Source organism: Fluoribacter gormanii, from assembly GCF_900156395.1.
GTDB lineage: Bacteria > Pseudomonadota > Gammaproteobacteria > Legionellales > Legionellaceae > Legionella > Legionella gormanii.
Map to the genome: position 1 here is coordinate 247,322 of NZ_FTNL01000002.1, position 25,010 is coordinate 272,331.

A 25,010-nucleotide genomic window follows, 5' to 3' on the forward strand; every position below is an offset into this window, starting at 1 on the left:
CCTATTTCGAATTATGCTAGCATCATGCTCTTTAATTTAGGAGATTAGTTATGAAACGGTTAGGTCTGGTCATAATGACCTTTGTTCTCAGCGTTTTTGGCGCAAGCGCATTCGCTGATACAGCAAAAATTGGTGTAGTTGATCTACAAAAGATCATGCAAACTTCCAGTCAAATAAAAGAAATCCAAAAAAAATTGGAGAAAGAGTTTAAGCCTCGCCGCGACAAACTTGTAGCTTTTGAAGCAGGAATTAAAGCCGATATGGAGAAGTTCAAGCGTGATAGTTCGATCATGAGCGCGACTCAAAAGAAAGAAATGGAAAAGAAAATTGTTAGTGCACAACAACAATTTGAGCGTGATGGTCAGCAATATCAACAAGAATTAAGTACAGCAAATAACGAAGCAATGGAAGCATTGTACGCTAAAGTTCGTGCAGCTATTGCAAAAGTTGCTAAAGATGACAAGTACGATCTTATTGTACAAAAGGATGCTGCTCCTTTCAGTGCAACTACCCTTGACGTAACTGATAAAGTTGTCAAAGCAATTAACTAATTCGGCGATATAATCTTGCTGACTTTAGCGGAGCTTGCGGATCATCTAGATGGCGTGTGGCATGGGAATGCTGAGCACGCCATTTTTTGTTTTGCTTCCCTTAGCCGAGCTACATCGCAGGATGTTGCTTATTACGATAACTCCATAGTACGCCAAGCTCTGGATACTACATCAGCCGGGGCAGTTCTACTCAAAGCGGAACATCAGCATTTATATCGTGGAAACTGTATCGTCGTATCTCATCCTTTAAACGCGATGATGCATGCTACTCAGCTTTTATCAGTACCCATCTTTCCAAGATCCGGAATTGATCCTACGGCTATAATTCATCCATCTGCTCAATTAGGTAAAGATGTATCAATAGGGGCTTACAGTGTAATTGGTGCTGAAGTTCAAATTGCTGATGGAGTTATAATAGGAGCAAATGCTGTTATTGAATTTTCGGTACGAATTGGTAAAAACACCAAAATTGGACATGAAGTAGTAATCCATTCTGGTTGCCAATTAGGTGCCAATGTGGTTATCAATTCTGGTTGTGTCATTGGCGCATCACCGTTCAATTATTTAAAGGAACATGGGCGCTGGCAACAGGGCTATAGTGTTGGTGCTGTTATTATTGCAGATGACGTGCATGTAGGATCTAATGCTGTAATTGACCGAGGTTCTTTAAGCGATACATATTTGGGAGAAGGCGTCTGTATTGATAATCTAGTGCAGATTGCACATGACGTATTGATAGGTAGAAATACAATCATTGCGGGTTGTGCCGCTGTGGGTGCTTATGCACAAATTGGCGCAGATTGTATTGTTGGTGGTGCTAGTTGTATCGCAGCTCATGTACATTTAGCAGATGATGTAGTGATCACCGGGATGTCCACAGTAAGTAAATCTCTTGGCAAATCTGGAATTTATTCCTCTGGAACTTTGGTACATGAACACCACCGTTGGCGTCGTAATGCAGCACGATTTCGACGATTGGATGATTATATAGTAAAGCTTGGTGTCCTAGAGAAAAAGTTAAGTAGAATTGAAGAGGAATAAGTTTTAACATTAGCAATTGATTTAGATCTCTTAAATCAGGATAATGTTTACTCTTTTGGACCTCACTTTTGGCCCATGGTAAGCATATTTATTTAAGCGAGAAACTGCGTATGAGTGAACCTGTAGATATAAAACAGATTTTTAATATATTGCCGCACCGATACCCCATGATCTTGGTAGACAGGGTATTAGATTACACACCATTTGATTGTTTGACAGCTATCAAAAATGTCACGATTAACGAGAATTTTTTTACTGGCCATTTCCCAGAAAATCCAATTATGCCCGGCGTATTGATGCTAGAAGCGTTGGCACAAGCCAGTGGACTCTTAGCAGGACTGTCTCAAACACCTGAAGAAAATTATGGGATTTTGCATTTTTTTGCAGGTATCGATAATGCAAAATTTAAACATGTAGTTACTCCAGGAGACCAGTTGCGCTTGGAAGTAAAAATATTAGCAAGAAAAAGAGAATTTTGGCGTGTGCATGGCGAAGCTTATGTAGGTGATAAACTGGCCTGTTCCGCGGATTTATTAAGTGCTGCGAAGGAAATTCAAAAGTGATAGATGAACGTGCGATAATTCACCCCAGTGCAAAACTGGCAAAAGGGGTATCAGTAGGTCCTGGTGCTATAATCGGCGCTGATGTAGAGATAGGTGAAAATACCTGGATTGGTCCGTATGCAGTTATTGAGGGGCCAACAACTATTGGAAAAAATAATAAAATTTTCCAATTTGCATCAGTGGGAGATGCGCCGCAAGACATTACTTATAAAGGCGAACCAACTCGATTAGAAATCGGTGATGATAATATCATCCGTGAATATTGTATGATTAGTCGTGGAACCGTTAAAGGGGGCGGTGTTACTCGCATTGGTAATAAGAACTTTTTAATGGCGTACTCCCATGTCGGTCATGATTGTATGATTGGCAATCAAATTATTTTAGTAAGTTATGCAGCATTGTCAGGGCATGTAACCGTTGGTGATTATGCGAACATAGGTGGCTATGCGGCAGTACATCAATTTTGCCATGTTGGGCCCTATGCGTTTATTGCTAGAGCATCTTATGTAAGTAAAGATGTACTTCCTTATCTTATGATTTCTGGCGATACAACTTCTGCCTGTGGCATTAATACGGTGGGATTACGTCGAAGAGGATTTTCATCGGAAGCGATCGACGGTTTACGACGTGCTTATAAAATAATTTTTCGCAAAGGATTAACAGTACAACAAGCAGTCGCTGAATTAGAATTGATGCAAAATGAATGTCCGGAAGTAGTTCTAATGATTGACGCTTTAAATCAATCCACACGTGGAATTGTTAGGTAACCCATAAGTATTTAATAAGTTAGAGTGATATTCTATGCTAGACATTCAATTATTACGTGATGATCCGCAGTTTGTCGCTTCGCAGTTATTAAAGCGAGGTTTTAAATTTGATGTTTCATCTTTTACTGCTTTAGAAGAAAAGCGTAAGGCGTTGCAAGTTGCAACACAAGCATTGCAAAATGAGCGCAATTTACGTTCTAAAGCTATTGGCGAGGCAAAATCTCGCGGTGAAGATATTGAGCCAATGCGCGAGGATATGAACCGTCTTGCGAAAGAGCTGGATGAAAAGAAAAGTGAGTTGGATGGTTTGTTACAGCAAATTGAAGCCATTGCTTTAAGGCTACCCAATATACCCCATGAATCTGTCCCCGTTGGCGAAGACGAGCAGCATAATCAGGAAGTCAGGCGTTGGGGTACGATTCCAACCTTTGATTTTCAAGTCAAATCTCATGATGAGTTGGGTGATAGTTTAGGCCAAATGGACTTTTCCTTGGCTGCGAAACTGACTGGTAGCCGTTTTGTAGTGATGAAAAATCAATTGGCGAGACTGCATCGAGCCCTGATCCAATTTATGTTGGATATCCATACCCAACAACATGGTTACCAAGAAATTTATGTGCCTTATATTGTCAATGCAGACAGTTTGCTGGGAACAGGTCAATTACCAAAATTCGAAGAAGATTTATTTAAATTAACGGGTGATCAGGGATATTATTTGATTTCTACGGCAGAAATTCCTGTAACGAATACGGTGCGCGATACTCTTTTGGAAGAACCTGTTTTGCCTATTCGTTATGCTTGTCATTCTCCATGTTTTCGCAGCGAGGCGGGCTCTTATGGTAAAGATACTAAGGGAATGATCAGACAGCATCAGTTTGAAAAAGTAGAACTGGTTTGGATTACTAAACCCGAAGATTCTTATGCCGCTTTGGAACAACTGGTCAATCATGCAGAAGCAATTTTGCAACGCTTAGAACTACCTTATCGAGTTATGACTCTTTGTACGGGTGATATGGGATCCAGTTCAGCAAAAACTTATGATTTAGAAGTTTGGTTACCCAGTCAAAATACATATCGAGAAATCTCATCTTGTTCCAATATGGAATCGTTCCAAGCACGTCGTATGAAAGCGCGTTACAGACATGAGCAAACCCGTGAAATCGAGCTGGTTCATACGCTAAATGGCTCAGGGCTTGCTGTAGGTAGAACATTGGTTGCTCTGATGGAAAATAATCAAGATAAAGAAGGAAACATTCATATTCCAATGGCTCTAAGACCCTATATGGGCGGGATAGAGTGTATTCAATGTGCAGTTTAAAAACTGTATTCAATGTTCAATTTCGTTGATAGATATCTTTGTTGCAGCTTTGCTGCAACACTCTTCAAAAATAAACTTTAACCGCAAAGTCTAATGTTATTTTCAGTTTTTTGATCGGTTAAATTAAGGCTTGGTTCATATTGCTTCGTTTTTTTACACTTATATTGAGGTGATGATGAAAAAAAAGTAAGACCTTGAGCCATAAAGGGGCGATTTTTCATATTTATGGATTGTTTGGCAACTTTCGTAAAAAAAGCTAAATGGCTATGGGTATGTTCTGCTGATGAATCATGAGATTTTTCTAAATACAATTCATCCTCATGGTACTCGATCATCAATTGTTCCAATTCCTCTTCAAGAATTTTTAATTTTTTTATCTCGAGTCCAGGTGATAGTTGATAAACCATTTTTATCTCATTCATATCAGAGAAGCCACCAGCATCATCTTTTATTAAATTGCTTAATTTTGGTGCGAACAATGCTTTTAAGAAGTTCCTTTTTTTTTGTTTTACCTTAAAGTGTATTTTTTTAGCTAAAGTGATTGAATGACGCAATTTAGTTATAAAAGATGGTATTTTAAACAATGTTTCAATCACATTAAATTGTCTTGTAACTGTAAGAAAAAACAATAAGTTGTATTTGCATAGGAATTTGAATTCATTGTTTTTTTGCTCATTTTGATGTAACACATCTCTTTTATTAAGAGTTGTATTAATTGTTCTGAGCCATTCCAGGTAGGATATAAGCAAGGGGCGGGTTGCTTCTGATAAGTCTTGTTGTTCTAAAAAAAATCTATGCGGATTTTGAATGGTTTTTTTTAGCTGTACATCCTGTACAAATTGAATGGTATCCATATCACTCAATTCCTGTTCGTCCAAGTTTTAAAAGTATAGTGGTTTTTGTAAAAAGTGCATCTATTTTGGGCTGACTGCTTCCTTGGTTATCTTTAAGTAAATAGGCAAACCATGAATTGCAACATAATTTTTGGTTCAAAAGTCAACTTTTTCTTCTTATTTAAGTGATTAACTGAGGAATGAACTATGCCTGGAAAAGGCTGGCGGTAGATTTTAGAGAAATCTAAAATTTAGACATCTTTACCAATAAGTCCTAATATTATTAACAATAATAATATTCACCGCAATGAGGAAGTTGTGCATGGAAAAAGCCGAGGTGCATTTTAACAATCACATTATCATGATTGGGTTTGGTTGTATTGGCCAAGCTTTATTGCACTTACTTATTGATAAACTAAATATTAAACCATCACGAATTACAATGATTACCAGTGATAATACATCGATTCATGTGGCGCAAAAAATCGGAATAAATTTTCAGGTAAAAACAATATTACACCGATTGGAATCCTCTACAGAAAAGAGGATGGCTATATTCAGAAAACGTGGATGCTCATGATCCTTGGCAGTTTGTTAATATGCAGGTTTAACCAATCGAAAAAACTATGAATCCTTTTTTATTCAAAATAATAGTGCAATAAATTTTTATTTCTTATCCTGTTTGATTTACTGGATTAACATCCAATTTAATTGTAACCTTCGTAATGACCTAAACGCGATGTTCTATCACGTCTGTATTTCGCTTTAATTTCGATCTTAATTTAGGGAAGAGTATGGTTATCTACGAAGTAAATTTGGCCATTGATGGAGATATATACCCTCAATTCCAATTATGGCTAAAAAAGCATGTCAAAGAAATGCTTCAGCTTCCAGGCTTTATTCAAGCAAATATTTTAAAACCTGATAATGAAAACACAGCCAATCAGGAAAAATTAACAGTCCAATATCAATTGGAAAATAGAGAATCTTTAAATGTATACCTCACTGAATGTGCACTGAAGATGCGTGAAGAGGGGCTTAAGCTATTTAAAGATAAATTTTCCGCTCAAAGAAGAGTTTTCGAGGTAGCTGCCAACATCTTGAAATAAAAAAATTTGCATCGGGAGTATGTTTTCATATAGCCTTTTCAGCTTGTGTAGAACATCGCACTTTGTCCTTTGGATTAATATAGGATATAGAATGAGACAGATAATTAAATTTGGATTTATATTGGGTTTGGTGACAAGCAGCAGTGCGTTCAGTGCCGAGCCTGTTCAGGGGCTATATTTGGGGCTACTGGGACAAGTGAGTCATGCTACAAATCTTGACCTTAATTTTTCACTCACTCAACTCCCTAATTTAGGAACTATAGGAACAGTACAATTAGGACCAGTTGGTGGTGGGATAGGGGCTTCTCTTGGATATAAAATACAGAATTTCCGATTAGAGGGGGAGTTTCTTTTTAATATAAATAATTATGGTCAATTAAATGCTGGCTCGTGTACACTTATAAGTCCCGCCGTTTTAGGACCCGAAGGAACATGTCCTCCTGAAGTTGTGGATGTTGGCTTGGGATTTAATGGTTATACTATTGGATTATATGGATTTTTTAATGCATTTTATGATTTTATGTCCTCTGACCCTAATGTGAATTTTGTTCCCTATCTGGGAGTAGGTGTGGGAGGAGCTGATCTTTTAAACCATGCCGTATTTCAAAGTAATAATCAATGCATTTCCTTGGGGACTTGTTCGCCAATCGTTAACGAAAGCTTCGATAAGTCACATTTTGGCTTCGCAGCACAAGGTATCCTTGGATTTAATTATTATATTGACGATTTTACTACCATTGGCCTAGATTTTCGTTACGTTTCTACATTTAACTTAAGTAAAAATAATTCTACTTCTTCTACTACGAATTCAAGTAATAGTGCTTTTGGAATAAGCACCATCAATCTTACCGGAAATTTTGCTCTGGAGAAGGCTAGCTAATAGCAACAATGCCATGATTGAGTCTTTTTAATTATGGCATAAAAGCATGCTAGTCCACACATAATACTTTCTTAGGATGCACAACATTACTAATTTTGTTGATGTTAAATCGTGTCCAGCCCTGTATTTATCCAGATCAAGTGTCAGCTTGCCACTTTGAAATCCTGGGTAGATTGTTCATGATTACTTCTGTGGAAAGTAAGTAATTTTCGTTCATATTGGCTAAATTATATTTAAAAATTCAGTAAATAAAGAAGCGATTAATTTATTTTATGGCTAGAATTAAAAATGAAAATCTGAATCTTTTGGTGAGTCACGATAACAATTAAAAAATCAATCGCAAAATGCTGGATTAATTTATTTACAGGAGTTTCCAATGCTCTATAGCTTGATGAACAATTGTTTTCCCACGTTTATATTTCTTTTTTATTTACTGGTTTTTTTCTTTTTAAGTCGCACAGTGTCTCATTATAGATACAAGATTTCTAAGAATAAGCAGGACGTAGAAACTGCAATGGATGTTGTCGGGAGTATTAGTAGCTTTTACAGTATATTTTTAGGGTTTATTGTTTATATTCTATGGTCTAATCATCAAAAATCTGCTGAATTTGTGACTACCGAAGCGACCCAATTATATATTATTGGCGAAAGCTCACGGGCTTTTCCCCCGGAGGTTCATCAAAGCATTGTACATAACCTGACTCAATATATATCATCTATTTTAAATGATGAGTTAGTAGCCATGTCTCGGGGACATGAAGGGAAAAGAACGCAAGAAGCAAGCGATGGATTGTATGATGCGCTTTTGAACTATAAACCTACAGATCTTGTCTCTACCTATTACAATAATGCAGTTTCATCATTCAATCAAGCAATCGAATACCGTAATTTTCGCTTGAATATGCTTTATTCACAAATTCCCACTGCTTGGTACCTTATCATCTTTATAGGTGCCTTTTTTATAATTGGTATCTATTCTCTGGAAACTAATTTAAAAGGACATTTATTTCTTATTATATTATGTATTTTTCTCGCTATTTACATGACTGCTATTACGGTTTTAAGTTTTCCCTTTTCAGGTTTCTTCAAAGTTTCAGATAAACCACTTAAAAAGGTTTATATGGAGCTAGGCGATATGTCTATTAAATCAAATATCAAGCCCAAGATAGAGATTTCAAAATAAGATATTTTGATTCTATAGTTAATTAAATGGATGTATTTTACTTGATACAACTTAGGAAAGAATCATGGCATTAAAATATGATGTGATCGTTTTGGGTGGTGGCAAAGGTGGTAAAACACTAGCTGTCGATTTAGCAAAAGCAGGTCAACGAGTTGCGATGGTTGAAGACAACCAAATTGGTGGTACTTGTATTAATGTGGCATGTATTCCCACAAAAGCACTCGTACAATCCGCCAAGATAGCGCACTATTGTCGTTCAGCATCAGATTATGGTTTGGACGCCACTCTGGCCCCTATCGACTTTAGAACGATTCGTGCTCGCAAAGATGCGATCGTTAACGTGATGCGCGAAGCTAATTTAAAACAATTTTTAGACTCTGGGATGGATCTCATGTTGGGACGGGGGTATTTTGTTGGACCTAAGACAATCGAAGTGAGTCTATCATCGCCACGAGATAATCAAAAAGTAGTCGAAATTACTGCCGATCAAATTTTTATTAATACGGGTGCGTTACCTTTCGTACCCTCCATTCCTGGTCTTGATAAAATAAAATATCATACCAATGACAGCTTGATGAGTGTCGATAATGTTCCCAAGCATTTGCTTATAGTCGGTGGCGGTTATATTGGTTTGGAGTTTGCCCAGTTATTTCGTCGTTTAGGGGCAGATATCACGGTGATAGAGGCGGATAGCAAGTTTCTGAGCCGCGAAGATAGAGATATTGCTGAGCAGGTTCTCGATGTTTTAACTAAAGAAGGGATTCATTGTTTACTGAACACTAAAATCAATAGTATTCAAGAAGAGGATGGTGGGATAGTGATCCATGCGAATCAGAATGGAAATTCTGAAGAGATTCGTGGAAGTGATGTGTTGATTTCTGTTGGACGTCTTGCGAATACAGCAGGATTAAACCTAGATAAAACTGGTGTTGAGCTTGATGAGCGTGGTTTTATCAAAGTAAATGACTATCTTGAAACAACAACTAAAGGGATATGGGCTTTAGGTGATGTTAAGGGTGGAGCCCAATTTACACACTTATCCTTAGATGATTATCGTTTAGTCAAGCATAATCTACAAAACCCACAAAATAAGCATTCTGCTCAAGGGCGACTTATTCCTTATACCGTCTTTCTCGATCCCGAACTAGCCCGAGTTGGCATGACAGAAACACAAGCCCTTGCCCAGGGGTACTCTGTAAAAATAGCAAAAATTCCCGCTGCAGTAATTCCTAGAGCAAAAACCCAAGGCGAAACGATGGGGCTTTTAAAAGCTGTTATTGATGCAAAAACAGATCATATTTTAGGTGTTTCTATTTTTTGTGCCGAGGCAGGTGAAATCCTTGGAGTAATCCAATTGGCTATGGAATTAGGCATACCCTATCAAAAACTTCGCGATATAATGTTTGCTCATCCTACATTTGTTGAAGCCATTAATCTGTGGTTTTTGGCAGTAGAAAATGCCAAATCTTAAGCTCAATGAGTTGGTTTAACATAAATCAATTCGGTTAAGTATTGCGCGTTCCAGCGATGAGGTTTATCCTTTCATAACAGTAATTTCTTGTACTTTTTCAATAAAAATCGAATTAATTTAAGTTTAATCGATCTAAAAATGAGCAAAAAAAGCTAAAAAGTGTTGATTTCAATTTCATCTTATGTAAACCTTGCGCACTATGAGTAGGAAATTAATTTACACAATAATCTGTATTAGTTGCCTTATATTCGGTGTGGTTGGGCTGTCGCTTTATATGAAAGCCAAGCCCCATGAAAAGCCAATTAGCCCTAAAAAAGAAGTTGTTAACACCGAACCTGTAAGGAACTCTACGGCAAAAAATAATAGCCCGCATAAGAGTGCTGGAAAAATAGCAAATATGGCACCCAAGGGTGCTCATAAAGCGGTAGCTGATGCAAGAGAAAGCTCTCGGCCTAAGCACACATCAAGAACGGTTATTATGAAAAGCCACAATGTTGCTTTAACAAAGGTTTCTTTTGAAGAATTACCAGGCTGGGATACAGCAGACGTTAAGAAATCGTTAGTAGCATTTCAGAAATCATGTGAAACGTTCTTGAAACAGCCTCCGTCTCATACGATCAGGACGCAACACATTAAATTAAAAGCTAGAGATTGGCATCCGGCATGTAAAGCGGCTTTGGCTCTGGATTCGATTACAGACGACTCAGCAAAAGAATTTTTTGAGAAGTGGTTTCGTCCAATTGAGTTTGCTCAAAAAAAGCCAGTTCATGGTTTATTTACAGGCTATTACATGCCCAAAATCAAAGGGAATTTAACAAAAAGCCCCAAATACAATACACCAATTTATGGGTTACCAAAGGGTAAATACTCGACCTCTTATACACGCGAGCAAATTGATAATGGAGCCCTTAAGAAAAAAGCACCGGTGATTGCATGGATCCAAAGTCCGGCCGAGCGGCTTTTCTTAGAGATTGAAGGCTCAGGTGTTATTCAACTGCCTAATGGTGAAAATATATATCTAGGTTATGCAGGTGAAAATGGTGCTCCATACACATCAATTGCAAAAGTGATGATTAATAAAGGGATAATGACCCGACATAATGCATCCAAAGCTGCGATCATACGCTATTTAGAAAGTCATCCTGAAACAGCTAAAACGATCATCCAGAAAAATAAATCCTTTGTCTTTTTTGAAGATTTAAAAGAACCCATGGCTCTCGGCGCTCAGGGAATGGCTCTTACACCGGGATATTCTTTAGCTGTAGACAAAAAATGGATTCCACTCGGTGCTCCTCTTTGGTTGGATACAAAACGGCCAGCTAAAGATAAAGCGAGTGAAAAACAATTTCAACGCCTTATGATCGCACAAGATACAGGTGGCGCAATTCGTGGATTTATGCGAGGTGACATTTATTGGGGTTCAGGAAAGTTTGCCACATTTTTAGGTGAACACATGAAAAATGAGGGGCATTACTGGCTACTGCTTCCCAAACATATTTTAAATCGGTTGGCGAAAAAAGCTCTTTAATCTTCTTATGTTGATATTGTTTATTTGTTCTCCACTTAAAGTAAAATTATTGACTAAAAATAGTGCAATATGTGCGGTGAAACTGGATTGTTTTCTTCTAATATAAAAAATAGTCCTTCATCCAGATCCTTATGGACTCGTGCTCAATCTTATCCAAAAACATTGAGCTCAAAGTGGACAATTGAGATTGTTTTCCAACGAGTACGTTCATTGGCAAAAAATTAGAAAAATTTAATCTCTTTAGCCTTTTTTACCTACTTCGCACATATAATATTGCTTTTAGGGGGATGTCAAAATTAGAGGCTTACTGTAAATACAATCAAAAAATGCATGGTTTGGTAGGAAGAAGTTCTCGCTCATTTCGAGTTGAAAGAGCTTATAGTTCTTTGAGGAGGAAACGGGGAAAGAAGAACTTGGCAAATTAAAATAAATAGGGCCAAATTTTATTATGGAATAATTACCTTTGTAGCATATGATTGGGCTTCAAGTTAATTGAAGGGGCTCTAGTTGCAAAGATCTTATTTTAAAAATAACCTATTTATATAAATACATACCGATAATACTTAATATCAGGTATATTTTTCATCATTTCATGAATTGATAGAACTGCTTTATTACCCATACTACACTTAGTAAAAATTATTAAATAGAATATTATTTTTTACAAAGCTTCGTATAGGGGTATTGTGAGAGCCACGTTTGACTCAAAGAGTTGAAGAACGAGGCTGTATTTAACACAAAAAAAATAGTTATCTACCTGTATCATATAATCTAGAAACAATTGCGTAATTGAGATATCAGATTAAAGAATTATTACTTTTTTAATTTGTATTGAAATAATCCTCAATGATTAGACGTTTGTTGAAGGCACTTGTAATTTAAATAAATAGGATTGCGATGGACAATTTAGTAGAAATACCCAACATTAACAATATGGATTCATTGGAACTATCCGAAGAAGACATACACACACAAGCCAATAAATGTATTTTGGAAGCACAATATCTTGTATTCCAAAAACTGCCCATAATTATTGGGCAAATTATAGATCATGAAGTTTGGAAAGAAAAAAACTATAAAAATTTCGGAGAGTATGCATTGAAACAATCATCCTGTGGCTTAAGTATTACTAATAATCACAGGTTATGGCTATTAAAGTGTGCTATGGATATTCATGGTCAGCATGCAGTTGAATGGGGTGATGTTCTGAATGAAGTTGATGGATCAGTCAGGACTTATGCTAAAAAAAATAAAATTCCAATTAAAGAATTAGATAAAAATTTATATGCGCTAGATAGTAAACATACAAATCCAGATATTGAGGAAACAATTACATATTTGCCTTCACGATCTAAATCAAATGATGGCCAGCTTCTTAAGCTAAGGAACAAGGATAAGGAGACATACAATAAGGTAGTACAAGGTGAAGTAGCATTAAAAGATGTATTGCCTTCACCCGCGCCAAGGAAACAGTTAGCTCCCATTGAATCAGTTAAAAATAAATTCAAAAGTCTGTCTGATGCCGATCGTGAGGCATTTTTAGCCTGGATTGATGAGCAAAAAAGTAGTTTTGAGGAAAATTAAAGCATCACCACATGACTGATTAGTAGTGTTACAAAAAACAAAAGAGGCAGGTCTTTCCTATTTCCTCTGCGATAAAGGAAAGACCTGCCTCCATATTTGCTGCTTATTGGTTGCTTGCAAAAATAAGACCAGTCGGTCCTGCGGTTTGACCGCCAGAAGCTCCGAACATGGTTGTTCCTGTTACACCTAAAATTGAAGGCAGGAACAATAAAGCGGCAGAAATAAAAACTAGAGCAATTGGCGTTCCAATTGGAATTTGAGTCGGGTTATCTTTGTGCTGTTTAAACTTCATAATAGCTCCAATAGAAAATCCCAAACCAGCCAAATAAGCACCAGCAGTAATCAATTTAGCAAGGTTCTCAAACGAGCTCGTAATTGTTGATGCCATTCCTCCTAAAGACAGGACTTCATTACCTGCTGCTGCATCATGGCTTACTAATGTTAGAAATGTAAAACACGCAATACTGCTTAACCAATAACTAAAACCAGTTTTATTCATAACGTTACTTTTCACAACTCTTTCTCCAAAATTAACAAAAAATCTGGGCATGATATTATTTTAATAAACATTATTATCTTACAAAATGATTAGAATTTAAATTTACATATTTATTTTAAATAGTCCCCAATTGTTTGACCTTTAATTTCGAATGTACTGAAATGTAATCATATTAGAAAATTACGAAAATATTAAATGTTAGTAGGAAAAACATAACTCGTATACTCATGAGCAAAGTTTTGAAGACATTATAGTATCCAGCCCAAACTGGCATTGAAAACTTAAAGGTTTGGGCCGATGGCTTCTATATCAGCAATTTTCCGGGTAGACTTTCAGAGGACTCTTCTGATGATTCCGATGGTGTTGATGATGCTGGTGGTGAAAATTTAATTAGGTCATGAAGTGCGAATAGCCCAAGACGACCATAAATATTGCTGTTTCTGGAGCTTGAACCAGCATTTTTCTTCAATTTTGTGCTGAGGTCTTCATCCAGCTTTTTCATTAAGGCAAGCGATTTTGAAATTCGTTGATAGTGAGTAGTATCTGGCAAAAAATTCTTCTTTTGAGTCTCAAAGAAATTAATCATTTGTTTCAAAAGATGTAAATTTTCTGGTGAACCTTCTAAATTACTCAACAATATATGAGCAAGAGGATGTTTTTCATCTTCAATTATAGGTAATAAAAGCGGTAGTCCAACAGAATCATTTCTTAATAAAGACATTTTATGGGTCAATAAAATATTAAAACATTGTTCTGCTTTGGAGGAGCTAAAATCACACTGCAATAAATAATCCAATATTGAATCATAATTTTTATCATGTATTTTGAGCTTAAATTTTTCTAAATCATATTTTTTGTTTTTCAATATAAAGTCGAGCAAATTTGCATTTAACTCTATTAGTGCTTTTTTTAAAATAGTGTCATCAAGCGCAACTGAAAAAAGAGCGCTTAATTGGACTGCTTGATTAAATTTATTTTTAAATAATAATGAATGAAGATGTTTTCTTCCTATTGATATAAGAGATTGCTCCATTTTCTTTAACGTTTGGATTGAATTCACTTTAGAAGAAGAAACGATCAATTGTAATTCGCTTATTCGCTGAAATAGATCTTGAATCATTGCTGTTTTTTCTGACTCATCGGTTGTCGCTCCAATCTGAAGGAGCTTATCAGACAATTTATTTATCTTCGGGGTAAGCGACTCCTCTTGAGCTGTATTATTTATGGGGAAGTATTTGTTTTTTTTTGAAATAGCTGTTTTTCTTACATTAGCAGCATCTGCTTTAGTTAATTGTGATGCTTCTGGAGTGGTTGATTGAGTTGCAGAGGAAGCAATTTCTTTGGTTTTTCTAGATGAACGAGGAGAAGATATTTCAACGTCAACCTTTTGGTAAATTGTTTCCAACAACCCAATTTTTTTTTGCATGTCTTCTCTCGAGTTGATTGCATTCAACTGGGTACTTAATTTAATTTGCTGATCCAATGTGGTTAAATATTTTTTTTTATTTTTTTCCAGATTCATTGATAATTGAACTGTTACTTTATCTAATGCTGCAATTTTATTTTTAAGTAGAGCACAATGGTTATTTTGTTCATCTCTTAACTTTGCAATAATCGAACCAATCGTCCGTTTACTAACTGCCAACCAATCCACATCAAATTCATTCCCAGCAGTTGATTCATACTCCTGATTGCTTGTTTCTAAAACAAGGCGTGGAGAAGAAATCATTGCATCCAATTGATCAAAATAAACGTGGAGACGATAGGTTTTTTTTTGTTTATCTTTAAATGTCGCGGTGTAATGATATTCGCTTAGTTTATCAATTATATTCAGCGGTTGCTCATAAATACTGATATGATGCTCAATTAAAGTTAATCCCTCTGGAAATTTATTTTTTTTCTTTGGAAGCTGAAGCAGATAATAGGGCGTACCGTTTAAATGTGTTTGTCGAAATAAGGTTGCTTTATCAAACCCTTGCTTATCGTGTTCGAAAATTTCAGTATGAATAAAATTGTATAGTTTATTAAGATACATATTATTTCTCAGTTTCAAAAGCAGATTGAATCTCGGTAAAATTCTCCTTAAACATAAGGAGTTTCGATTTTAATTAGATAGGTGTAGTCGCATTCAAGCGAAGGGAATATTAGCAAGATTAGCTTAAATGAATATTAACAAGACCTATTATTTTAGGTTAAATTCAGCTCCATTAAGGAATGTATTTGATTGTGACCCGCTATCGGCTTGCTCCGGGCTGCTGCGTCAGCGTCAAAGACTACCCTGAGCTAATGCTCCTGCGTTCCCTCTCGATCCCGATATCGCTTGATTTATTTTGATTTTCAATTATGCTGCCGAATTTTTATGAGCAATATGGAGCAAAAACATGCAATATAAATTTGAACGCTCACTTTCTTCATTAGCAAGGCAATTAGAAGAACAACGATTGAGGAAAGAAACCAATGGAATTTTTGCCCCAGCTAAACCAGGTATTTTTGCTGAAAAAAGAAAAGAGCTTGTTGAAGAATATGTACGAAAAGGACTTGAAAAATTTGACGCTCAAGAAAATCAAAATTGTGAACTTTTTTCTAAAAAGCAAATATAAATAAAGTGTAGTCGGGATCAAGAGGGGGGGAAGAAGTGATCAAAAACTAGAGGGGCAGGCCTTAAATTTTGAATATAACAATTTTTATTGAATTTTGGGTACAATTCACGATTCAGGGCCTGACCCAAGATCCGGTTGATTCATGATTCTTGGTTGGAATTACATAAAAACAATATAGCCGTGATTCGATCACGGCTTTTCAAAACTAATATGTTTGAATTGCTCTGGTACAGCATCTTTTAGTAAAGCATCTATCTGCGCCGCAAAAGGTTCATGAAAGGATGGGCGACGAGGAAAAATTCTATCGTTTATCCAATAAACCGGCCATCCATCGGTAGTTTCAATGCAATCTTTAGCAAAATTTGTAATTTTAAATTTTTCTTCAATTTGAATACAGCCACGTAAAAAGATATCAACATAAGATTGGACAATTGGGAAGTTTTTGGTCGGAAGTTGATTTTCTGTTGTGGCTATAGTGTATATCCAAACTTGTTTTTGAGTTGAAAAGTTGGAAGTTTGAGAAAGAAATACTAAATTATCCGGATTAATTTGTTCTCTGCAATAAAAACTTTCTCTTTTATCATAACTTCTGATGTTTTCCGGCTTGCTTAACTTGTAACTTACACCAATAAAAGATGAGCTTTTATGTTCAATGGCAGATAAGAACGTGGCATTAACTCCAGGTAAATTACCATGTCCTGCCCAAATTCTTTTATATCCTTTTATCAAAATGGGAACATTCTCTTCAGCGGATGGATCTGTTCTTCTTTTAGATGTCTCATCGATTAAACTTCCATAGCCGACAATATATTGTGGAAGATTAGGATTAATTTCTGGATGACAGTCCAAAGCAAAAGAAGAAAAAGGAAGTAGAATCAAAAAAAGTAAGGCGAATTTCTTCATAAATCGTACAACTATCGGGTAATTATTTTATTTTTTTCACATTATGACGCATCATCTTTGCAGTCTGCAATGATAATGCGGCTTTTGAAAAAAAACCGAAAACCCTTGATTTTATTGGTCGGAGTGACAGGAATTGAACCTGCGACCCCTGCCTCCCGAAGGCAGTGCTCTACCAGGCTGAGCTACACTCCGCGCTGAGCAATAAGCAGCCGAGTACTGATAAATCCTGTCTTGGCACTCCAGGTTTTACACGATACTCAGACTACTTAATACTAAAAAAATTAATAGCTTCTTTGCAAAGCAAATTGTGCCAAATTGATAAGCGCTTCTTTATATTTTGAATCGGGTAATATCGTCAAAGAGGATAATGCTTTGTCGATTTCTTGTGCTGCTATTTTTTTTGTGTATTCTATTGCTTTTGTTTCTTCCAACGCAATAAGAATTTCGGGTAAGAAATCTAGGCTGCCTTGTTTCAAACTACTCACTATTTGCTCTTTCTGCAGTTCGGTACCATGTTGTAATGCATGAATTAAAGGTAATGTAGCTTTTCCATCAGCTAAGTCGTCTCCTATGTTTTTGCCTATAGTTTTGGCATCAGAACAATAATCTAGAGCATCATCTACAAGCTGAAAGGCATTACCTAGATGCAGGCCATAGGAATAGAGACTGTCTTGTAGCTCTTTAGACGCGTTGCTGATCATTGGGCCTATACAGGCAGCAGCAGCAAATAAAAGAGCCGTCTTTGCACGAATCACATCAAAATATTCATCAAAGGTTAACGCAGGGTTATGGCGGTTGGATAGTTGTTTTACTTCTCCGCAGCTGATTTCGAGTGCAGTTTTGGCAAAGAGCTTAAGTACGTCTGAATTGCCGGAATCAACAATGAGCTCTATTGATTGGGTAAAGAGATAATCACCAACCAGAATACTTGCTTTGCTACCCCAGATGTCGTTTGCTGTCTGACGTCCTCTTCGGAGTGTAGACTCGTCAATAACGTCATCGTGAAGTAAAGTGGCTGTGTGAAAAAATTCAACCATCGCCGCCAGAGTAATATGCTCTTTACCTTGGTAACCACATGCATTACTTGCTAAAAGAACCAACAATGGTCGTAGTCTTTTGCCGCCACTTTGTATTATATGGTGGGACATATCATCAATTAAGCCAATTTGCGATTCAATTTTATTTACAATTAAAGTATTAACTGCATTAAAATCGTCACTAATTAGCGCGCGTATACTGTCAATCGCCATTGTTTGTCCTCTACGATTCAATCAACAAATGCTAAGGTTTGAGCATACGAATTGTCAAGTAAAACTGGGGTTTACTTGAACTTAAACATTAAATCGGAAATGCATTACATCTCCATCACAAACGATATAATCCTTGCCTTCGAGGCGTAACTTTCCGGCTTCCTTGGCACCTTGTTCACCTTTACACGTGATAAATGCATCATATGCTATGACTTCGGCGCGGATGAATCCTTTTTCAAAATCAGAATGGATAACACCTGCTGCTTGTGGCGCTGTCGCTCCTTTAGGAATGGTCCAGGCTCTTACTTCTTTTACTCCAGCAGTGAAATAAGTTTGTAATCCTAACAACTCATAACCTGCACGAATCACTCGATGTAATCCGGGCTCGCTTAACCCTAAATCTTCCATGAACTCTTGGCGATCTGCCTCATCCAATTCGACCAATTCCGCTTCAGTTGCTGCACAAAGAGCGACAATACTGGCTTTTTCTTTCAAGGCTAAGTTACGAACATTATCCAGTAATGGATTGTTTTCATAACCATTGTCATCGACGTTTGCAATATAGAGTACTGGTTTTGCGGTGAGTAGAAATAGACGACGTACAATAGGTTCTTCCTCGGCACTTAATTCAAGGGTACGGACAGGAAACCCTTCATCAAGGTGGGCCTTGATTTTTTCCAAGGTTTTCATTTCAAAAATTGCCTCTTTATTACCGCTACGACTATTTTTTCCGGCTTTTAAGATGGCTTTTTCAAGAGTTTCCATATCTGCTAATGCCAATTCTGTATTAATTACTTCGATATCACTCAGTGGGTTAACATGACCTTCTACATGCACCACATCAGTATTTTCAAAACAACGGACTACATGAGCAATGGCATCGGTTTCGCGAATATTGGCTAAAAACTGATTCCCTAGGCCTTCGCCTTTGGATGCTCCTTTTACGATACCAGCGATATCAACAAATTGCATGGTTGCCGGAAGAACTTGTTGTGGTCTTACTATTTCACTCAAAGCATCGAGACGGGGATCGGGAACAGTAACTATCCCGACATTGGGTTCAATAGTGCAGAAAGGATAGTTTGCTGCTTCAATACCTGCTTTGGTGAGTGCATTGAACAGAGTTGATTTACCAACATTGGGCAAGCCCACTATGCCGCATTTAAATCCCATGAGTAATACCTCTAATTGTTAAAACTAACGTGAGTCCGATATAAAAAACAGAAAATAATTTTCTACGTTTTATGTCGTTAAACGGACGTTATCCCATAAAAATGTGAAGCATTTTATACGGGATTCATTCTCAATAATTAAGTTCGATATAATCGGATAACCTATCTGCTTATATCGAACACACCTTAAAACTAAACTAACTGTTACTCCGTCATCTTATTCAGATCGAATAGGATTTTTACATTGCCGAGAAGCAGTCCTAAACGTTCAATTGATTCATCGCTCTGGACAAATCACCAGATAAGACTAAAGGCATTACCGCGATGCCTCTATCAATTGCATCATAAATTAATTGTCTATCTTGTGCTGAGGGTTTACCGAGCACAAATTGATGAACTAAATCTCTATGGCCAGGATGACCAATTCCAATTCGTAAGCGGTGAAATTCCGGGCTACCTAATTGGGCTATTATATCTCTTAGGCCATTATGACCGCCATGGCCTCCACCCGTTTTAAGTTTAATGCGTCCTGGAGGTAAATCCAGTTCGTCATGTACAACCAATATTTCTTCGGGTTGAATTCGGTAAAATTGACTAATATGCCGGGTAGGTTGACCGCTGTGATTCATAAAAGAAATCGGCAAAACCAATTTACCTGAATGCTGATTTAATTCCAAATCAGCCAGTTCGGCTTGCATTTTTTTTTCCAATTTGAAAAAGACACTATGTCGCTGAGCTAAGGCGGAGACTAACCATCCACCGGCATTATGACGCGTCTGTTCATAGGCTGATCCGGGGTTACGCAAACCAATGATAAGTTTTATGGCCATGATATAGCTCTTTGATAGGGGGCTTGATTCTTGAGCTTATGTTGCCTGGGCAAAGCGTATAGTCGAACCCGGGTTAAGTTTGCACAAAATTTCCCGGGTTTGGCCGTCGCATCACCAAGGCTACGGTTTACATTTTTTCAATCAAACTTGAATATTATTCTTCATTTTTCTCAGCGCTAACAGTTGGTACAGCAGATGCTGGAACTTCTGTCGCTTCAGCTGCTTCTTCTGTTACATTTGCTCTGGGCATGTGAATGCTTACAACAGGCGCGTCATGACTTCCATCTGTAACATCAACAGTCAGTTGTACCCCTTTAGGCAGTTTTAAATGAGATAAATGAACAACATCATCCATTTTAACGCCCGCCATATCTACTGTGATAAATTCAGGTAGGTCTTTTGCTTGGCAACGGATTTCTACTTGAGTCATAGTATGGTTAATGATACCGCCAGCTTTAATACCAGGAGCTTTATCTTCGTTGATAAAGTGAACAGGTACCAATTTAGTTAAAATGTCTGTTTTAGAAACGCGTTGTAAATCCATATGCATTACAACAGGTTTGTAGGGATGACGTTGCAATGCCTTTAAAATAACATGTTCAACTTTGCCATCGATTGTAATATCAAAAACACTGGAATAGATACTTTCAGTTTCCAAAGCTTTAACTACTTTGTTATGTTGAAAATGAATTGACATTGGTTTTTTATCACCACCGTAAATTACAGCAGGTACTTTATTTTCAAGACGACGTAGGCGGCGGCTCGCACCTTTCCCCATATCCGTTCTTGTTTGTGCTTCTAAAAGGATGTTTGACATTATATACTCCAAAATTTATATAAGTTTTTTGTAACTATTCGCACAGCCACTCAATCTGGCTTTTTACCAAAATGTGAATGTGGTGAATTGATACAGTTCCTTTAAAATTTAATCCGCGACCAGATTAAACACCGGATAATGAATTAAAAAAATCCGGAAAGGGTGGCGAAGTATACAATATTTTAAAATGAACTTGAAGTCATAGTCATAATTTCATAGAATATGCGACTTTATTGAATTTGTGATAGCCAATCAGGCGAATTGGAGAAATATTATGTATGCGGTAATCAAAACTGGCGGTAAGCAATACACCGTGAAGGAAGGTGATGTGTTAAAAATTGAATTACTGCCTGAAGATGTTGGCAATGAAATACAATTTGAAGAAGTATTAATGTTAGCTGATGGTGATAAAATCGTTTGTGGTACACCATTAGTTGCCAAGGCAACAGTGAAAGCTGAAGTGCTTGATCATGGTCGTCACAAAAAAGTTAAAATTATCAAGTTTCGTCGTCGTAAGCACCATAGAAAACAAATGGGGCACAGACAATATTATTCGCAAGTTAAAATTACTGCGATAAGCAAGTAAGAGAGGATAGCAATGGCTCATAAGAAAGCAGGTGGTAGTACTCGTAACGGCCGCGACTCGAATCCCAAGTATCTTGGAGTAAAGCGTTATGGCGGTCAATTCGTTAATGCGGGTGAAATAATTGTAAGACAACGTGGCACACGTTTTCATCCAGGGCCTGGCGTAGGCTGTGGTCGTGATCATACCTTGTATGCCTTGGTTGAAGGTTTAGTACAATTTGTTGTCAAGGGTGACAAAAATCGTAAATACGTAACTATAGTTGCAGAAGCACAACAAGAAGCTGCGAACTAATTCCTACGGGAAACCATTATGCCGCGCACAGCGGCTTTGGTGTTATGATGTATACTGGATTATAATTTTCTTAATCCAGGCTACATATTATACCCGAATGCAATGTTGTTATTGACCCCGGCAACGGGGTTTTTTTTTATTTTGAGGTTGGTCATGAAATTCGTTGATGAAGCAGTGATAAAAGTAGAAGCAGGCAATGGCGGAAATGGTTGTCTAAGCTTCAGACGCGAAAAATTCATACCACGTGGTGGTCCTGATGGTGGTGATGGTGGTGATGGCGGGAGCGTATATTTTGAAGCCAGTACGGATTTAAATACCCTTGTTGATTTCCGTTATATGCGACATTTTAAAGCACGTAATGGTCAGCACGGTATGGGTGGAAATTGTACTGGTAAAAAAGGTGATGATTTAACGATAAAAGTACCCGTTGGCACGATGGTTTATGATGTTGATACAGGAGAATTGCTTGGTGATATTAAAGAGCCAGGCGTGCCTGTATTGATTGCTCAAGGTGGATTTCATGGTTTAGGTAATACACGCTACAAAAGTAGTGTGAATCGCTCTCCAAGGCAAACTACCCCAGGAAGTCCAGGGGAATCACGACATTTACGTTTGGAATTGCGTGTTTTGGCTGATGTAGGTCTATTAGGATTGCCTAACGCCGGAAAATCTACTTTAATTCGCGCAGTTTCCAGTTCAAAAGCAAAAGTAGCTGATTATCCTTTTACAACGTTGCATCCCAGCTTGGGCGTTGTTAGCGTTTCTTCACACAAGAGCTTTGTAATGGCTGACATTCCCGGCCTCATTGAAGGAGCCTCAACCGGTGCTGGACTTGGGCATCGATTTTTAAAACATCTTTCACGAACCTGTGTGTTACTCCATGTAATTGATGTCGCTCCAGTAGATGACAGTGATCCAGTTGCATCAGCTAAAGCAATTATTCATGAGTTGGCAGAATACAATCCCGAGCTTTTACAAAAACCTCGATGGCTGGTCTTGAACAAAATAGATATGTTACCCGATACAGCGAGTCGAGAGGAACGAATACAGGCTATAATAAATGGCCTAGGTTGGAAGGATAAGGTGTTTGCTATCTCCGCTATCAGTGGCGAAGGAACACAACAGTTGTGCTATTCATTGATGCAGCTGATTGATGAGATGAAAGAGTCTGAAGCATAGCCATTCTGCAGCATGTTCAACTACTGAAACCCTACGATAGGGTATGTTATGGGTTTCACGACCTTCCTGAGAGTGATTACTGTAGTCAATGATTAATTGTGTTGTCCCATTTGTTGGCTGTTGCTGCCAATACTCTGATAAACCACGTATATGAAAATACAGTTTATTTTTATGTAAACCACTAAAATGCAGTAAATGATATATATGAGGTTTGGTCAGTAGTAATTGCAGTAATCCTCCTGTTGCTTCATCGATAATCGTTATTGGCTCATTGATACGTGCAATTAATTCGCGTAAGTTTTCAGAAGCTTTTTTCTCTACAGAACTAATAATATGTGGCTCTAGAATCGGATCAACGATGGCTTTAATTTTATGAATCAAATTGGGAGTACAACGGACTTTAAATTCAATATATGGTGATTCCCATCTATAGCCTGTTTGACAGTCAATATTTTGAAGTGCATCTTCCAATTTTTGGGCTATTTCACTTTCGGCCAAGCCAAAAATTCGCCACTTGAGTATCTGTTTTTGGCTGTGAGTAGTTTGCTGCAATATAGGCATTACGTAATTGTTAAACATTGGTAAACATTCACGGGGTGGGCCAGGTAATAAAAAAATGGTTTTATTGTTCCATTGGTAATGGCATCCTAAGGCGCTGCCTACAGGATTAGGTAAAAGTATGGCTTGTTCAGGGAAAAGGCATTGTTGTAAATTTCCCGAATTGAGGGTTAGCTTGGCATCTCGTAAGCGGTTTTTTATGTGCTCTAGAGCTTCAGAATGTTGCACTAATGCCTCGCCTGTAAATTGAGATAAGGCAAAGCGAGTAAGGTCATCGGTAGTAGGTCCAAGTCCACCTGTGATAATGATGATGTCATGCTTTTTTGTTAAGAACTGCAAGCAATTGACAATATCAGCCTTTTTGTCACTGCATGAAAGGTGAAGGCCTAAAGATATACCTTCTGAGCTTAAGGCATGGGCGATGTCGCGACCATTAGTATTTAAGGTATCGCCATGAACAATTTCATCACCGGTTGCTAAAATGGCTGCTGTCATTGTCTATTTCCGAAGATCATATTAGCTTGATTTTATAGCATAATTTGAAAAATCTGTAATAGTTATTGACATTTATTCTGAAATTGCCTAATAACTAGAAAAGGTGATTTTTTTTAAGATAGTACTGCTCTTGAGATTAATTTTTACGATCATTTGTGTGTAAAGGAGAAATTATGGAATTTTCAAGCCGTTATGTAGCGCATGTTCCTGACGCTCAAGGGTTTGTTAATTATTCTGCAGAAGAACATAAAATTTGGAGTATTTTATTTGAAAGACAAATCAAGCTAATACCAGGAAGGGCTTGTGATGAATTCATAACTGGATTAAAAACTTTAGCTATAAAGCCTGAATCAATTCCTCAAATTCCAGATATAAATCATAGACTTAAAGCGGAAACGGGTTGGCAGGTATCTGCAGTCGAAGCATTAATTTCAGCTCGAGAATTTTTTGAATTGTTGGCAACCAAACATTTTCCTGTTGCTACATTTATTCGTAATGAAGAAGAGTTGGATTATGTTAAAGAGCCTGATATCTTTCATGAAGTTTTTGGTCATTGTCCCATGTTGACAGATAAGGTGTATGCAGAGTTCGTTTATGATTATGCTCGAAAAGTATTAACTTTCCCTGAATCAGATTGGCCCTTACTCCAACGTTTGTTTTGGTTTACCGTTGAGTTTGGATTAATTAAGAGTGCAAAGGGGCTTCGAGCTTATGGCGGTGGAATACTGTCTTCCATTAGTGAAACTGTATATAGTGTAGAAAGTGATATTCCGCTGAGAGTGATTTTTGAACCAATAGCCGCATTTCGCATGCCGTACCGTATCGATATGCTGCAACCAGTTTATTTTGTGATAAATGATTATCAGGTTTTGTACGACTTTGTGTTATCTGACATAGGCAAACTTTTAGCTCGAACTCGAGAATTAGGGGAGTTTCCACCTTTTTTTAAGTTGGATCCAAATAACCCTAATATTCATATTAGAGCATGTTAATCTATGTATT

General features: G+C 37.3%; 26 protein-coding genes and 1 tRNA gene. 17 read left to right on the plus strand and 10 right to left on the minus strand.

What is annotated here, in order from left to right; all coding sequences use genetic code 11:
* Positions 1 to 50 precede the first annotated feature (50 nt).
* From BW930_RS02515 to serS, 5 genes are all read left to right on the plus strand, one after another.
* Positions 51 to 551 (plus strand): OmpH/Skp family outer membrane protein, encoded by a 501-nt coding sequence (locus tag BW930_RS02515; protein ID WP_058466560.1) that lies wholly within the window; start codon positions 51 to 53, stop codon positions 549 to 551.
* Between the two features lie 15 nt (positions 552 to 566).
* Entirely contained in the window at positions 567 to 1,592 is a 1,026-nt protein-coding gene (gene lpxD, locus BW930_RS02520) for a UDP-3-O-(3-hydroxymyristoyl)glucosamine N-acyltransferase (protein WP_058466559.1), read from the plus strand.
* A gap of 110 nt (positions 1,593 to 1,702) precedes the next feature.
* Positions 1,703 to 2,155, plus strand: coding sequence for a 3-hydroxyacyl-ACP dehydratase FabZ (gene fabZ, locus BW930_RS02525; RefSeq protein ID WP_058466790.1), 453 nt, complete (start codon positions 1,703 to 1,705; stop codon positions 2,153 to 2,155).
* Positions 2,152 to 2,922, plus strand: a complete 771-nt coding sequence (gene lpxA, locus BW930_RS02530) for an acyl-ACP--UDP-N-acetylglucosamine O-acyltransferase (protein ID WP_058466558.1) — start codon at positions 2,152 to 2,154, stop codon at positions 2,920 to 2,922. The genes fabZ and lpxA overlap by 4 nt, the downstream gene beginning before the upstream one ends.
* Positions 2,923 to 2,956: 34 nt before the next feature.
* Positions 2,957 to 4,240, plus strand: a complete 1,284-nt coding sequence (serS, locus tag BW930_RS02535; RefSeq protein WP_058466557.1) for a serine--tRNA ligase — start codon at positions 2,957 to 2,959, stop codon at positions 4,238 to 4,240.
* A gap of 77 nt (positions 4,241 to 4,317) precedes the next feature.
* On the opposite strand, the gene BW930_RS02540 is transcribed toward serS, so the two are convergent.
* A complete protein-coding gene (locus BW930_RS02540; protein WP_058466556.1) occupies positions 4,318 to 5,094 on the minus strand; it encodes a hypothetical protein in 777 nt (258 codons plus the stop codon).
* Between the two features lie 301 nt (positions 5,095 to 5,395).
* Between BW930_RS02540 and BW930_RS02545 the strand changes: the two genes are divergently transcribed.
* From BW930_RS02545 to BW930_RS02575, 7 genes are all read left to right on the plus strand, one after another.
* The gene (locus BW930_RS02545) at positions 5,396 to 5,653 is read left to right on the plus strand and encodes a saccharopine dehydrogenase NADP-binding domain-containing protein (RefSeq protein WP_058466555.1); all 258 of its coding nucleotides are present in this window, start codon (positions 5,396 to 5,398) and stop codon (positions 5,651 to 5,653) included.
* Between the two features lie 214 nt (positions 5,654 to 5,867).
* The gene (locus tag BW930_RS02550; RefSeq protein WP_058466554.1) at positions 5,868 to 6,182 is read left to right on the plus strand and encodes a DUF4286 family protein; all 315 of its coding nucleotides are present in this window, start codon (positions 5,868 to 5,870) and stop codon (positions 6,180 to 6,182) included.
* A 91-nt stretch (positions 6,183 to 6,273) separates the two neighbouring features.
* A complete protein-coding gene (locus BW930_RS02555; protein ID WP_058466553.1) occupies positions 6,274 to 7,062 on the plus strand; it encodes an outer membrane beta-barrel protein in 789 nt (262 codons plus the stop codon).
* Positions 7,063 to 7,438: 376 nt separating this feature from the next.
* Entirely contained in the window at positions 7,439 to 8,245 is an 807-nt protein-coding gene (locus tag BW930_RS02560) for a bestrophin-like domain (RefSeq protein WP_058466552.1), read from the plus strand.
* A gap of 64 nt (positions 8,246 to 8,309) precedes the next feature.
* The gene (locus BW930_RS02565) at positions 8,310 to 9,716 is read left to right on the plus strand and encodes a mercuric reductase (RefSeq protein WP_058466551.1); all 1,407 of its coding nucleotides are present in this window, start codon (positions 8,310 to 8,312) and stop codon (positions 9,714 to 9,716) included.
* A gap of 274 nt (positions 9,717 to 9,990) precedes the next feature.
* Positions 9,991 to 11,244: a murein transglycosylase A gene (gene mltA / locus BW930_RS02570; protein ID WP_115266227.1), complete on the plus strand. Its 1,254-nt coding sequence runs from the start codon at positions 9,991 to 9,993 to the stop codon at positions 11,242 to 11,244.
* 897 nt (positions 11,245 to 12,141) lie between these two features.
* Positions 12,142 to 12,828 carry a hypothetical protein gene (locus BW930_RS02575; RefSeq protein WP_172461598.1) on the plus strand — a complete coding sequence of 229 codons (687 nt, stop codon included), beginning with the start codon at positions 12,142 to 12,144 and terminating at the stop codon, positions 12,826 to 12,828.
* A 103-nt stretch (positions 12,829 to 12,931) separates the two neighbouring features.
* On the opposite strand, the gene BW930_RS02580 is transcribed toward BW930_RS02575, so the two are convergent.
* Positions 12,932 to 13,327: a type IV secretion protein IcmD gene (locus BW930_RS02580; protein ID WP_409365673.1), complete on the minus strand. Its 396-nt coding sequence runs from the start codon at positions 13,325 to 13,327 to the stop codon at positions 12,932 to 12,934.
* A 304-nt stretch (positions 13,328 to 13,631) separates the two neighbouring features.
* Positions 13,632 to 15,362 (minus strand): hypothetical protein, encoded by a 1,731-nt coding sequence (locus tag BW930_RS02585; RefSeq protein ID WP_058466549.1) that lies wholly within the window; start codon positions 15,360 to 15,362, stop codon positions 13,632 to 13,634.
* A 346-nt stretch (positions 15,363 to 15,708) separates the two neighbouring features.
* On the opposite strand from BW930_RS02585, the gene BW930_RS02590 reads away from it, so the two are divergent.
* Positions 15,709 to 15,927, plus strand: a complete 219-nt coding sequence (locus BW930_RS02590) for a hypothetical protein (RefSeq protein ID WP_058466548.1) — start codon at positions 15,709 to 15,711, stop codon at positions 15,925 to 15,927.
* 189 nt (positions 15,928 to 16,116) lie between these two features.
* Here BW930_RS02590 and BW930_RS02595 read toward each other — a convergent pair whose 3' ends face one another.
* The 6 genes from BW930_RS02595 to BW930_RS02620 all read right to left on the minus strand — a co-directional run bounded on the left by BW930_RS02595 (position 16,117) and on the right by BW930_RS02620 (position 20,899).
* A complete protein-coding gene (locus BW930_RS02595; protein ID WP_058466547.1) occupies positions 16,117 to 16,830 on the minus strand; it encodes a gamma-glutamylcyclotransferase family protein in 714 nt (237 codons plus the stop codon).
* Positions 16,831 to 16,945: 115 nt separating this feature from the next.
* Positions 16,946 to 17,022, minus strand: a tRNA-Pro gene (locus tag BW930_RS02600).
* A gap of 89 nt (positions 17,023 to 17,111) precedes the next feature.
* A complete protein-coding gene (locus BW930_RS02605; protein WP_058466546.1) occupies positions 17,112 to 18,080 on the minus strand; it encodes a polyprenyl synthetase family protein in 969 nt (322 codons plus the stop codon).
* Between the two features lie 81 nt (positions 18,081 to 18,161).
* Complete coding sequence (gene ychF, locus BW930_RS02610; protein WP_058466545.1) at positions 18,162 to 19,253, minus strand: redox-regulated ATPase YchF; 1,092 nt, start codon at positions 19,251 to 19,253, stop codon at positions 18,162 to 18,164.
* Between the two features lie 259 nt (positions 19,254 to 19,512).
* Positions 19,513 to 20,082: an aminoacyl-tRNA hydrolase gene (gene pth / locus BW930_RS02615; protein ID WP_058466544.1), complete on the minus strand. Its 570-nt coding sequence runs from the start codon at positions 20,080 to 20,082 to the stop codon at positions 19,513 to 19,515.
* Positions 20,083 to 20,236: 154 nt separating this feature from the next.
* On the minus strand, positions 20,237 to 20,899 hold the full coding sequence (locus BW930_RS02620; RefSeq protein ID WP_058466543.1) for a 50S ribosomal protein L25/general stress protein Ctc: 663 nt from the start codon (positions 20,897 to 20,899) through the stop codon (positions 20,237 to 20,239).
* A 274-nt stretch (positions 20,900 to 21,173) separates the two neighbouring features.
* Between BW930_RS02620 and rplU the strand changes: the two genes are divergently transcribed.
* The 3 genes from rplU to cgtA all read left to right on the plus strand — a co-directional run bounded on the left by rplU (position 21,174) and on the right by cgtA (position 22,955).
* A complete protein-coding gene (gene rplU, locus BW930_RS02625; RefSeq protein ID WP_058466542.1) occupies positions 21,174 to 21,485 on the plus strand; it encodes a 50S ribosomal protein L21 in 312 nt (103 codons plus the stop codon).
* Positions 21,486 to 21,497: 12 nt separating this feature from the next.
* Positions 21,498 to 21,776: a 50S ribosomal protein L27 gene (rpmA, locus tag BW930_RS02630; RefSeq protein WP_058466541.1), complete on the plus strand. Its 279-nt coding sequence runs from the start codon at positions 21,498 to 21,500 to the stop codon at positions 21,774 to 21,776.
* Between the two features lie 153 nt (positions 21,777 to 21,929).
* On the plus strand, positions 21,930 to 22,955 hold the full coding sequence (gene cgtA, locus BW930_RS02635; protein WP_058466540.1) for an Obg family GTPase CgtA: 1,026 nt from the start codon (positions 21,930 to 21,932) through the stop codon (positions 22,953 to 22,955).
* Here cgtA and BW930_RS02640 read toward each other — a convergent pair.
* The gene (locus BW930_RS02640) at positions 22,911 to 24,008 is read right to left on the minus strand and encodes a competence/damage-inducible protein A (protein ID WP_058466539.1); all 1,098 of its coding nucleotides are present in this window, start codon (positions 24,006 to 24,008) and stop codon (positions 22,911 to 22,913) included. The genes cgtA and BW930_RS02640 overlap by 45 nt on opposite strands.
* Before the next feature lie 173 nt (positions 24,009 to 24,181).
* Between BW930_RS02640 and phhA the strand changes: the two genes are divergently transcribed.
* Positions 24,182 to 25,000: a phenylalanine 4-monooxygenase gene (gene phhA, locus BW930_RS02645; protein ID WP_058466538.1), complete on the plus strand. Its 819-nt coding sequence runs from the start codon at positions 24,182 to 24,184 to the stop codon at positions 24,998 to 25,000.
* Positions 25,001 to 25,010: the final 10 nt, after the last annotated feature.